The sequence below is a fragment of the Kitasatospora sp. NPDC059160 genome (assembly GCF_042755465.1).
GTDB lineage: Bacteria > Actinomycetota > Actinomycetes > Streptomycetales > Streptomycetaceae > Kitasatospora.
The window spans coordinates 1-9,603 of record NZ_JBHZCN010000186.1 but is presented as its reverse complement, the minus strand read 5'-3'; the positions used below and the strand labels follow the sequence as shown (position 1 = coordinate 9,603).

General features: G+C 70.5%; 8 protein-coding genes, 1 rRNA gene and 1 pseudogene. All 10 read right to left on the bottom strand.

Annotation, left to right across the window (positions count from 1 at the left end; all coding sequences use genetic code 11):
* Positions 1–69: 69 nt before the first annotated feature.
* Positions 70–714 (bottom strand): MerR family transcriptional regulator, encoded by a 645-nt coding sequence (locus tag ACFXOZ_RS41050; protein WP_380528703.1) that lies wholly within the window; start codon positions 712–714, stop codon positions 70–72.
* 230 nt (positions 715–944) lie between these two features.
* Entirely contained in the window at positions 945–1,421 is a 477-nt protein-coding gene (locus ACFXOZ_RS41045) for a bifunctional nuclease family protein (RefSeq protein ID WP_375893581.1), read from the bottom strand.
* A 98-nt stretch (positions 1,422–1,519) separates the two neighbouring features.
* Positions 1,520–2,212, bottom strand: a complete 693-nt coding sequence (locus tag ACFXOZ_RS41040; protein WP_375893682.1) for a MerR family transcriptional regulator — start codon at positions 2,210–2,212, stop codon at positions 1,520–1,522.
* A gap of 182 nt (positions 2,213–2,394) precedes the next feature.
* On the bottom strand, positions 2,395–2,937 hold the full coding sequence (locus ACFXOZ_RS41035) for an FHA domain-containing protein (RefSeq protein WP_360242294.1): 543 nt from the start codon (positions 2,935–2,937) through the stop codon (positions 2,395–2,397).
* A gap of 562 nt (positions 2,938–3,499) precedes the next feature.
* Positions 3,500–4,375 (bottom strand): DUF881 domain-containing protein, encoded by an 876-nt coding sequence (locus ACFXOZ_RS41030; protein ID WP_380595134.1) that lies wholly within the window; start codon positions 4,373–4,375, stop codon positions 3,500–3,502.
* A gap of 220 nt (positions 4,376–4,595) precedes the next feature.
* Complete coding sequence (locus ACFXOZ_RS41025) at positions 4,596–4,928, bottom strand: small basic family protein (protein WP_030062488.1); 333 nt, start codon at positions 4,926–4,928, stop codon at positions 4,596–4,598.
* A 185-nt stretch (positions 4,929–5,113) separates the two neighbouring features.
* Positions 5,114–5,950 (bottom strand): annotated as a pseudogene (locus ACFXOZ_RS41020) (DUF881 domain-containing protein); the annotation flags it as partial.
* 233 nt (positions 5,951–6,183) lie between these two features.
* Entirely contained in the window at positions 6,184–8,679 is a 2,496-nt protein-coding gene (locus ACFXOZ_RS41015; protein WP_380528700.1) for a sugar phosphate nucleotidyltransferase, read from the bottom strand.
* Between the two features lie 124 nt (positions 8,680–8,803).
* Positions 8,804–9,424 carry a CDP-alcohol phosphatidyltransferase family protein gene (locus tag ACFXOZ_RS41010; protein ID WP_375893575.1) on the bottom strand — a complete coding sequence of 207 codons (621 nt, stop codon included), beginning with the start codon at positions 9,422–9,424 and terminating at the stop codon, positions 8,804–8,806.
* 96 nt (positions 9,425–9,520) lie between these two features.
* A 5S ribosomal RNA gene (gene rrf / locus ACFXOZ_RS41005) occupies positions 9,521–9,603 on the bottom strand; the annotation flags it as partial.

Below are 9,603 nucleotides of genomic sequence, written 5' to 3'. Positions count from 1 at the left end.
CCACCCGCCGGGCCGGGGGGACGTTTCGGCGCCCGCGTCCGGCCCACGGCCCCGTGGAAGTGCTGCCGGTCAGACCGCCCGGTTGCGCCGCTGCGCCAGTTCGTCCGCCGGATCGTCACCGACCAGCGTCTCACCGGTGTCGGTCCGCTCCGCGTGCAGCCGCCCGAGGGTCGACTCCAGCTCCCGCCAGACCGCTCCGACCGCGATGCCGAACACGCCCTGACCGCCCTTCAACAGGTCGACCACCTGCTGCGGCGTGGTGCACTCGTACACCGTCGCACCGTCGGACATCAGCGTCAGCCCGGCCAGGTCGGCCTGCTCGGCCGCCTGCAGATGGGCGACGGCCACCCGGATGTTCTGCAATGAGACGCCGGCGTCGAGCAGCCGCTTGACGATCTTCAACAGCAGCACGTCGCGGAAGCTGTAGAGCCGCTGACTGGTCGCCGGGTACGCCGTGCGGACGCTGGGCTCCAACAACCCGGTGCGGGCCCAGTAGTCCAGCTGGCGGTACGTGATGCCGGCCGCCGCACAGGCCGTCGGGCCGCGGAAGCCGACCAGTTCGGACGTCGGGGCCAGCCGCTCGATCGCGGGCTGGCCCGGCTGCACGGCCGGGAACCTGCTCATCCTGGGCAGGTCCGACACGGTGCGAGCGGTGCGCGGCACGTGCACGGAGCACAGGCCTCCCACGGCCGCGTCATCGCCGGTGCTGCTCATGCCTACCTCCGTCCACTCGTGCTGCGGGCAACCGACTGCGGGCATCGGCCACCCGGACAGCCACTCCTGACGGTAGGCAGTCCCCTATGACCCGTCAACGATCGCCACGCCGGGCCAGACAAACCACATCACTCAGGAGAGTGGTTTTTCGTGCCCCTAGTGTGGGTAGGTGGACGGATTTTGGCAAAACGGCATGCAAAAGGGCTGACCAGCCCCGTCCGCCGTTCGCCCTACTGCGGGCCGCCGCCCCCGAAGTCCTCGGGCGACACCTGGTCGAGGAACTCGCGGAACTTCTCGACCTCGTCCTCCTGCTCGTCCGGGATCGCGATGCCCGCCTCCGCGAGCACCTCCTCGCTCCCGTAGATCGGCGTGCCGGTGCGCAGGGCCAGCGCTATCGCGTCGGAGGGCCGGGCGCTCACCTCGACCCCGCCGGTGAAGACCAGCTCGGCGTAGAACACGCCCTCCCGCAGGTCGGTGATCCGGACCTCGGTGAGCTGCTGGCCGAGCGCTTCCAGGACGTCCTTGAACAGGTCGTGCGTCAGCGGGCGCACCGGAGTCATGCCCTGCTGGGCGAAGGCGATCGCGGTCGCCTCGCCGGGGCCGATCCAGATCGGCAGGTATCGATCTCCCCCGACCTCCCGGAGCAGCACGATCGGCTGGTTGGAAGGCATCTCCACCCGGACACCCACGACGTCGAGCTCATTCACACAGGCAACCCTATGGCTCCGACCCCGGATATGAAAGCGCAGGGCCGACGCCGCTGGTCAGCGCGGTGCACCGGGCCCGCGGAGGGCGTCCCCACGGTCTAGGACCGGGGCCGCAGACCGGCCTGGACCATGGCCGCGTGCAGCCGTACGGACAGCGTGGCCAGCTCCCGCGCGGTGGCCTCCGCGTGCGCCCGGGTCTGCGGGTTCCGGTGCCGGCGCAGCGGCGCCACCACCTGCTCCACCAAGGCGATCTCGCGGTCCGCCGCCGCCTTCATCGCCCTCAGGTGCCGCGGCTCCAGCCCGTACCGGCCGAGTTCGGCCACCAGCCGGGCCACCTGGAGCGCCTCCCCGTCGTACCCGCCGTCCGGACCCGGCATGACCAGCCCGTACGCCTCCCACTCGGCCAGTTCGGGCTCCCCCGCCCCGGCGGCGGCCAGCAGTTCGGCCCGCCCCAGCCGGACCCCGGACGCGACCTCGGCCGAGGCCACCAGCTCGCGGTCGGCCTCCTCCAGTGGGCCGGGCCGGGCGTCGGCGGCCGGCAGCGCGGGCGGGGCCTCACCGCGCTCGATCGCGTCCAGGTGCTCGCGGATCACCCGCAGCGGCAGGTAGTGGTCCCGCTGCATCCGCAGGACGTAGGCCAGCCGCTCCACGTCGGCGGGGCTGAACTTGCGGTACCCCGAGGGGGTGCGCTGCGGCTCGACCAGCCCCTCCGCCTCCAGGAAGCGGATCTTGGAGATGGTCACCTCGGGGAAGTCGTCGCGCAGGAAGGCCAGCACCGCGCCGATGCTCAGCAGTTCGTCACCGCCGCGCCGGCGGCCGGCGGGCCGGTCCGGACGGACCGGCTGCCGGGGGGCCGCGACCACCCCGCGCCCGCCGCGGTCCGCCTGCGGACCGGACGACGACGCAGGGTTGGCCGCCCCGAGAGAAGAGGAAGGAGTATTCGTATTCACTCGGGCTCCCGCCGACGTTGGTTTCAGTACCCCCGGTTGTGGCCGGCGAAGAACACCAGCCGGTACTTCCCGATCTGCACCTCGTCGCCGTTGTTCAGCGGCACCTCGTCGATCCGCTCCCGGTTGACGTAGGTGCCGTTCAGGCTGCCCACGTCCGCGACGCTGAATCCGGCCGGGGTGCGGCGGAACTCCACGTGGCGGCGGGAGACCGTGACGTCGTCCAGGAAGATGTCACCCTGCGGGTGACGCCCCGCCGTGGTGACGTCCGAGTCCAGCAGGAACCGGCTGCCCGAGTTCGGACCGCGCTGGACGATCAGCAGCGCCGAGCCCGGCGGCAGCGCGTCGATCGCCGACAGCACCTCGGCCGACAGCGCCGGCGTGGTCCCGGTGCCGGTGGTGGCGGAGGGGTCGTAGGACTCCAGCCCGGAGATCGAGATCGTCGAGGTGGTCTCCGCCGCCCCCTCCGGCAGCAGGCCGCCGCGCAGCGCCGTACCGCAGTTGGAACAGAAGCGGGCCGCGGCCGGGTTCTGGTTGCCGCACCTGGGGCACGGAGTGGGGCCAGCCATGTTCACAGCCTCCTGGCGCGGCACACCCGACGGGTTGTGCCCGGCGTACGGGTCCGGGGCAAACCCTCCACCAGAGGTTGAGGGTCCTGACGGGAAACCTATGCGCGGGTCGCCGGAGGGGTCAACCGACGCGCCGTAGCCCGCCGGATTCCCGGCGTACTGCGCGGCACCGTCCCGGTACAGCTGCTGACCGGCGTACTGACCGGCCTCGGGGGCGGGGCGCATGCCCGGCACCGCGGGCTCGTCCTCCGACCGGCGGTGCCGGGCGGTCGGCGCCTCGACGGCGGCCGCGTCGCGGCCCTTGTTGCGACCGAACAACTTCGAGAAGAAACTCACGGGCGAATCCCCTTGCGTGTGACAGACCCGCCCGCGGGGCAGGGTGAGAACCTCGGACAGGCTGCGGGCCCGGTTGCGGCTCGGGCCTGCTGGAGTGGTACTCCGACGTGTGGTGTTGCGGTTGGTGCTACGGAGCGTACTGGTGCGAACCAGTTTCCCCCACGCGACGACGACACCCCGCACCGGGTGCCGCGGGCCCGTGACGGGCCGTTCGTCGAGCGCCCCGTCACTTCGAAGCCGGCTTGGCGTACTGCGGCGTCTTCAGATCCACCAGGGCGTCCACGACCACCTTCTGCTGCTGGGTGATCGTCGCCCGCGCCTGGTGGCTCTCCAGGGTGCGCACGACGCCCCCCGGGATGTTCAGCGCGGGCGTCAGGTCCTGCGGGTTCCCCACGACGGTGAACCGATAGGGCTGCGAGACCTTCTTCCCGTCGATCTGCACCCCACCGCCCGACAGGTCGGTGAAGTAGGTGTTGACCACCACGCGCACATCGTTGATCTGAATCGCCTCCGCCCCCGCCGCTCGAAGTTCCTGCAGGGTGTCCAGCAGCATATCCGCCTTCACCTGCCCTTGGGGGTCATCGACCGTGAGGACGATGCCCGGACCAGTGGCTTTGACCGTACCGGCCAGCACACCCAGTTCGGTCATCTTCTTCCTGGTCTGCTCCTGGGCCTCCTTGGCCTGGTTGGAGCTGTTCTCCAACTTGCCCAGGGATTGCTCGAGCTCGGCCTTCTCCTGTTGCAGACGCTGCTGACGGCTGTCCAGTTCGTCGAGGATCCGGACCAGGTCCTCCTGGCGGGCCCCGCGCAGCTGGTTGTGGTGGTCGTTGGTCGACCGCACCTGGATCGCCAGCCCCAGCCCGAGCGAGAACAGCAGCAGCGCCACCACCAGCTGCCCGCGCGACAGCCGCGGCGGCCAGACCGCCGCCTTCAACCGCCGCCGACCGGCGTTCCGGTCCCCGGCGGGCGGCTCCTCGGCTGCCTCCGACTCCTCGACGGCCGCCGGCTCCGCTGCTTCCGACGGCTCGTCGGTGCCGGCCTCGGCCTCGGCCTCGACGGGCGTCTTCGTCAGCCGCACCGGCGACGGCGGCGCCGCGGACACGGTCTCAAGCTCAGCCTCAGCGTCAGACTTCTCCGACACCCCCGCAGCTCCGGGCTCGTCCCGGCCGGCCCCGGCCACCGCCGAGGCCTCCTCGACGGCCTTCCCCCGCGACTCCTCCGGAGCCTTCCCGGCCGCCTTCCCGCCCGGCTCCGCGACGGTCTCCTCGACCGCCGGCGCCGCTGCCTCCGCCGGCTCCTCCGCCGCCGCCCCGCGGCCCTGCTCAGGCACGGAAGACATGGCGCCGGATCGCGGCCGCGTTGGAGAAGATGCGGATGCCGAGGACGACGACCACACCCGTGGACAGCTGCGAACCGACACCCAGCTGGTCGCCCAGGAAGACGATCAGCGCGGCGACCACCACGTTCGACAGGAACGAGACGATGAAGACCTTGTCGTTGAAGATCCCGTCCAACATCGCCCGGACGCCGCCGAACACCGCGTCCAGCGCCGCCACCACCGCGATCGGCAGGTACGGCACGACGGCGTCGGGCACCTCGGGTTGGACGAAGAGCCCGACGACCACCCCGATCACGAGACCCAGTACGGCAATCACGGTCTAGCTGCTCCTGTCCCTGTGGTGGTCTTGGTCGATCCGCCGGACGGCCGCCGCTTCGGGGACGGCCCGGCACCGGGCGCGGACGGTGAAACGGACGCGGCGGGGCTCTCCGAGGTTCCCGGGACGCTCGACGGCGTCCCGCTCTGACCGGCCGACGGACCGGCTGACGGGGACGCCGACGCGGACCCGGTCGGCGAGGCCTCGGGCGTGACGGGCTGGGCGCTCCGCAGCGACACGCCGACCGCCGCCGGCAGGGTCAGGCTCTTCTGGGTGGAGAGCGTCGACTTGATGCCGTACTTCTCCTCCAGCAGCCGCAGGTACTGCCCGGCCATGTCGTTCTCGAAGGCGGTGAGGAGCTTCGGCCCGTCCCCGATCGCCTGGATGTTGTACGGCGGCACGAGCGGCCGGTTGTCCACCAGCACGGCCTCACCGGCCGCCCGGATCGCGGACAGCGCGGTCAGCCGCTGGCCGTTGATCGAGACGGCCTCCGCCCCGGATCCCCACAGACCGTTCACCACCAGTTGCAGGTCCCGGTCGCGCAGCCGGCCGCTGTTGGAGAAGCCCTGCCCGGCCCGGGGGTCGACGTTGCCCCCGCCGCCGGTTCCGGCCGCGTCCTCCAGGACCAGCTTCACCCCGGGCCCGGTGACCTCCCCCAGCCCGACCTCACCGGTCAGGCCGCTGCTGCCGCCGTCCCCGGAGGCCAGCGCCTGCTGCTGGGTGTCGTCGACCTTGCGCCGCAGGTCCTGGACCTCCTTCTGCAGGCGGTCCGCCGAGCCGTTGCTGTCGTTGATCCGGTGGATCAGCGCGTCCCGTTCCTTGGCCAGCGTCGGTTCCGCCTTGTGCGCGTTCACCGCGCCGACGGTGACCACGGTTCCCACCAGCGCCAGTCCGGCGCCGAGCGTCAGCAGTCCGCGCAGCGTGCGGGGTATCCGGCTGTCGTGCTCACCGCCCCGGGCCGCGGCCGCCTCGGCGTAGCCCTCGTCCAGGCTGTGGTCCATCACGTTGGTCAGCAGGGACATCGAGGCGTCGGGGCGGTTGTACCGCCCGTTCGGAGCACTCGGCGTCGGCGTCGCTGGCATGCGGACCATCGTCCCACGACGGCGGAGGGCCCTGCGCACGGCCCCTGAGCTGCACACACGCCATACACATGGACGGAAAGCGACGGACCATTCCGAATGAGGTGAAAACGGACAACGGGGCGTGCGGATGGCTCCGCACGCCCCGCCGTTCAGGGGGCCGTCCGCTCAGGACGTCACCGCCCCGCGCCCTCCACCACCGCCGCCCACTCGTCCAGCAGGGCATCGGTGGCCTCGTCGTCCGGACCCTCGGCCCACAGATGCGTGACCGCCTCGGCCGGATCCGGCAGCACCAGCGTCCAGCGCCCGTCCGCCTCGACGACCCGGACACCGTCCGTGGTGTCCAGCCGCCGGCTGCCGGCCGCCTCCACCACCGAACGCATCACCATGCCCTTCGCCGCCCACGGCGTCGCGATGTCCCGCCGCCGGATGTGCGCCTGCGGGATCCGCGCGTCGATCTGGCTCAGCGTGAGCTGGGTCCGCGCCACCAGGCCGACCAGCCGGACGAAGGCCGCGGCGCCGTCCAGCACCCCGCTGAACTCGGGCACCACGAAGCCGCCGCGCCCGTCCCCGCCGAACACCGTGCCCTCGGCGGAGGCCGCCTTCGCGAGGTCGTCCGGCGTGGTCGTGGTCCAGATGACCTGGGTCCCGTGGTACGCCGCGACCTGCTCGGCGATCCGGGTCGTGGTCACCGGCAGCGCCACCTGCCCGCTGCGCCGCTCCGCCGCGACCAGGTCCAGCAGCACCAGCAGCGCCCGGTCGTCGTCGATCACCCGACCGAGCTCGTCCACGAAGGCGACCCGCTCGCCGACCGGGTCGAACCTCACCCCGAAGGCCGCCCGCGAGGAGGCCACCAGCTCGCCGAGCCTGGCCAGCCCGGCCCGCCGGGTCTCCGCGTCCTCGGTCGGCCGCGCCTCGTCCAGCCCGCTGGAGACGGTCAGCGCCTCCACCCCGAGCCGGCCGAGGATGCTGGGCAGAACCAGCCCGGCACTGCCGTGCGCGGTGTCCACCACCACCTTCAACCCGGCCTCCCGGACCCCGGTGGTGTCCACCGCCCGCAGCAGGTTGCCCGCGTAGGAGTCGAAGACGCTGGACGGGAAGGTCAGGTCCCCGATCTCGCCCGGGAACGCCCTCCGGTACTCCTGACGTGCGTAGACCCGGTCGAGCTTGCGCTGCCCGGCCTGCGAGAGGTCCGCCCCGCGCTCGTCGAAGAAGAGGATGTCCAACGAGTCCGGCACACCCGGCGTGGTCCGCAGGAAGATCCCGCCCGCGCTCCCCCGCGCGGTGTGCTGCCGGGCCACCGGCATCGGCACGTTCTCCAGGTCGCGGACGTCGATCGCGGAGGTCTGCAGCGCCGAGATCATCGCCCGTTTGAGCGCACGGGCACCACGCGAGTGGTCACGCGCAATGGTGACGGTGGCCCCCTTCTTCAAGGTCGTGGCGTACGCGCCCGCCAGCCGCACGGCCAGCTCCGGGGTGATCTCGACGTTGAGGATGCCGGAGACGCCGCGGAGCCCGAAGAGGTGCTCCTGGCCGCGCGACTCCCAGATCACCGAGGTGTTGACGACGGCGCCGGCCTCGATGGTCTTGAACGGGTAGACCCGGACGTTGGCCCCGATGATCGACTCCTCGCCGATCAGGCACTCGTCCCCGATCACCGCGCCGTCCTCGATCCGCGCGGCCCGCATCACATCGGTGTTCTTGCCGACCACGCAGCCGCGCAGATTGCTCTGCGGTCCGACGTAGACGTTGTCGTGCACCACCGTCTTGTGCAGGAAGGCGCCGCGCTTGACCACCACGTTGCTGCCCAGCACGGTGTGCTCGCGGATCTCCACGCCGGCCTCGACCTTGGCGTAGTCCCCGATGTACAGCGGCCCGCGCAGCACCGCCTCCGGGTCCACCTCCGCCCCTTCGGCCACCCAGACGCCCGGCGAGATCTCGAAGCCGTCGAGCTCGACCTCGACCTTGCCCTCCAGGACGTCCGCCTGGGCCTTGCCGTAGCTCTCGTGGGTGCCCACGTCCTCCCAGTAGCCCTCGGCGACGTAGCCGTAGACCCGCTTGCCCTCCTTCAACAGCTGCGGGAAGACATCACTCGACCAGTCCACGGACTCACCCGCGGCGACGTAGTCGAAGACCTCCGGCTCCATCACGTAGATACCGGTGTTCACCGTGTCGGAAAAGACCTGGCCCCAGGTCGGCTTCTCCAGGAAGCGCTCGACCCGGCCGTCCTCGTCGGTGATCGTGATTCCGAACTCCAGGGGATTCGGCACCCTGGTGAGACAGACCGTGACCAGTGCGTTCTTACTGCGGTGAAAGTCGATCAATTCGGAGAGATTGAAGTCGGTCAGCGCGTCACCGGAGATCACCAGAAAGGAGTCGTCCTTGAGCGCGTCCTCGGCGTTCTTGACACTCCCCGCAGTGCCTAGTGGCGTCTCCTCATGGGCATACGTGAGGTGCATGCCCAGTTCCTCGCCGTCACCGAAGTAGTTCTTGACGAGTGACGCCAGGAACTGCACGGTGACGACGGTGTCGGAGAGGCCGTGCCGCTTCAGCAGCCGAAGCACGTGCTCCATGATCGGCATATTCGCGACCGGAAGCAGCGGCTTCGGCATGCTGGAGGTCATCGGGCGGAGTCGGGTGCCCTCGCCCCCTGCCATTACTACGGCTTTCATTACGGGTGCGTCCTCCTTCGCGGTGGTGGACCTGCAGGTCCATCAAACCGTTCCAGAGGGTTCTCTACCCGGAAGGTATCGTCCGACGCACCGGGACGGCGTGGGACTTCTCTCAGATCACGTCTCAGACTGTGGACGCCGAGCCCGCGGGACCCGCCTTGATGATCTGCCGCGCCTGCACCGCGTAAAGGATCGCCGACCACCAGTACAGCGTGGTCCCCCACCAGATGAAGGCCCAGCTCACCACCTCGGCCGGCCGCGCGATCCAGCTGTCGATGCCGCCGAGCAGGAGAAGCGGAAACGCGTACATCAGATTGAAGGTCGCGGCCTTGCCGAGGAAACTCGTCTGGAGCGGCCCGTAACCGTGCCGGTTCAGAATGGGCAGCAACGAGGCGATGAAGACCTCACGGGCCAGCAGAATCGCCGTCACCCACCACGGCAGGAACTCACGCCACGTCAATCCGACGAGCGTGGACAGCACATAGAGCCGGTCGGCCAGCGGATCCAGCAGCTGCCCCACCCGGCTGATCTGCCCCCACCGCCTGGCGAGCTTTCCGTCCAGGTAGTCGCTGATTCCGCTGAGCATCAGGATCAGCAGCGCCCACCCGTCGTTCTTCGGCCCGCCGAAGACGGGCCACAGAATGAGCCAGAGAAAAACCGGAACGCCGACCAGCCGGCCCATGCTCAGCAGGTTGGGGATGGTGAGGACGCGATCGGTCTGGACCCGCGTCTCCTGGACCTCCACCCGGGTCCTCCTGTCCTGTGTCACGACAATGCACGTTGACCCTACAACAGAAGAGCCCCCGCCCGGTTCACCCGGCGGGGGCTCTTCTGAATGATTGTTCGGCGGCGTCCTACTCTCCCACAGGGTCCCCCCTGCAGTACCATCGGCGCTGTGAGGCTTAGCTTCCGGGTTCGGAATGT

What these genes read in the sequence shown, in the direction of transcription:
- ACFXOZ_RS41050 (WP_380528703.1), bottom strand. Translation starts at nt 714, where the DNA reads ATGAGCAGCACCGGCGATGACGCGGCCGTGGGAGGCCTGTGCTCCGTG.
- ACFXOZ_RS41035 (WP_360242294.1), bottom strand. Translation starts at nt 2,937, where the DNA reads ATGGCTGGCCCCACTCCGTGCCCCAGGTGCGGCAACCAGAACCCGGCC.
- ACFXOZ_RS41015 (WP_380528700.1), bottom strand. Translation starts at nt 8,679, where the DNA reads ATGAAAGCCGTAGTAATGGCAGGGGGCGAGGGCACCCGACTCCGCCCG.